The organism is Mycobacterium sp. TH-M106 (assembly GCF_057473765.1).
In genome coordinates this window covers 1-1,376 of sequence record NZ_JBYCLE010000164.1, presented here as the reverse complement: position 1 = coordinate 1,376, position 1,376 = coordinate 1, and the positions used below count along the sequence as shown (strand labels likewise).

Annotated in this window: 2 protein-coding genes and 1 pseudogene; 2 read left to right on the top strand and 1 reads right to left on the bottom strand. The window is 66.4% G+C overall.

The window, feature by feature from the left end:
• Both AC2VOP_RS05870 and AC2VOP_RS05865 read left to right on the top strand, forming a co-directional pair.
• A pseudogene (locus tag AC2VOP_RS05870) lies at positions 1-108 on the top strand (DUF742 domain-containing protein); the annotation flags it as partial.
• Positions 86-679, top strand: coding sequence for a GTP-binding protein (locus AC2VOP_RS05865; RefSeq protein ID WP_486960079.1), 594 nt, complete (start codon positions 86-88; stop codon positions 677-679). The pseudogene AC2VOP_RS05870 and the gene AC2VOP_RS05865, both read left to right, overlap by 23 nt.
• Here the strand turns inward: AC2VOP_RS05865 and AC2VOP_RS05860 are convergent.
• Positions 669-1,376 (bottom strand): ABC transporter permease (locus AC2VOP_RS05860; RefSeq protein WP_486960078.1); only part of this gene is annotated, 708 nt, incomplete at its 5' end. The genes AC2VOP_RS05865 and AC2VOP_RS05860 overlap by 11 nt on opposite strands.

Here is a 1,376-nt window from a genome sequence, read left to right as displayed (position 1 = left end):
ACGTCGGGATACCTTCGGATACGTCCGACGTTGGACGACCACTCGACCCGAGGCGAACGCCGCGAACTGATAGGAAGGACGCTCCGTGGCCTACGAGCACTCCGCTAGCGAGCACCACCCGCCTGCGGGGGTCCGCGACGCCGCCTCGACGAAGATCGTCATCGCGGGCGGGTTCGGCGCTGGCAAGACCACGTTCGTCGGTGCGGTGTCGGAGATCATGCCGCTGCGCACCGAGGCGATGGTCACCGACGCGTCCGCGGCCGTCGACGCGCTGGAGGCCACCCCGGGCAAGCGGACCACGACGGTGGCGATGGACTTCGGCCGGATCACCCTGGACGACGAGCTGGTGCTGTACCTGTTCGGCACGCCGGGCCAGCGCCGGTTCTGGTTCATGTGGGACGACTTGGTGCGTGGCGCCATTGGCGCGATCATTCTCGTCGACTGCCGCCGACTGCAGGACAGCTTCGCCGCGGTCGACTTCTTCGAGCACCACGACGTGCCGTTTTTGATCGCGGTCAACGAGTTCGACGGTGCGCCAAGGTATCCGGTAGCCGAAGTGCGCAAAGCGTTGACGTTGCCCGAGCACACTCCGGTGATCACCGTCGACGCTCGGGACCGCAGATCGGCGACCGACGCGCTGATCGCGATCAGCGAGTACGCCCTTGCCCTCAGCGCCTGAGCCGGAGCTTCCACCGCACGACGAGGCCGTAGACCAGCGACAGCACCGCGAGCATGGCCATGTCCAGCAGGTAGATGTGACGGGTGTGCTGCCACAGCGGGTCCTTGGTGTGGACCTGCGGGACGTGCACCAGCGACGGCAGGTCGATCGACGACGCACCGGCGGCGTAACCCCAGCGTGCAGGTGTCACCCACGACACGTAGTCGAGGGGTTTGTGGTGGCCTGCGGCGTTGACCATCGGGATGATTCCGCCGGAGAGCACCAGCTGCAGCAGCACCGACACCACCAGCAGCGGCATGATCTGTTCGTTGGTCTGCGCGAACGCGGACAGCGCCAGACCGAGGATCGCCGAGGCCATGCAGGTGGCGGCCACCGTGACGAACAGCGAGAAGGTGGCTGAGAAAGCGGAGTGGCCGAAGAATTGCGGGTCCTGGACCGGTCTGCCCTTGCCCACGACCACCAGGGCGGTCGCGATCGCGGACTGGATCACCGCGAACGCGCAGAACACGACGATTTTCGCGAACAGGTAGGCCGACGTCGACAGGCCGACCGCCTGTTCTCGCTTGAAGATGGGCCGCTCGCCGATCAGGTCGCGGATGGTCAGCGCGATGCCCATGAAGACCGCCCCGAAGTTGAGGAAGGTCATGATGTACTGCGGCTGGGTGGGGGAGTTGCCCATGGGGTTGGCGACGCCGAA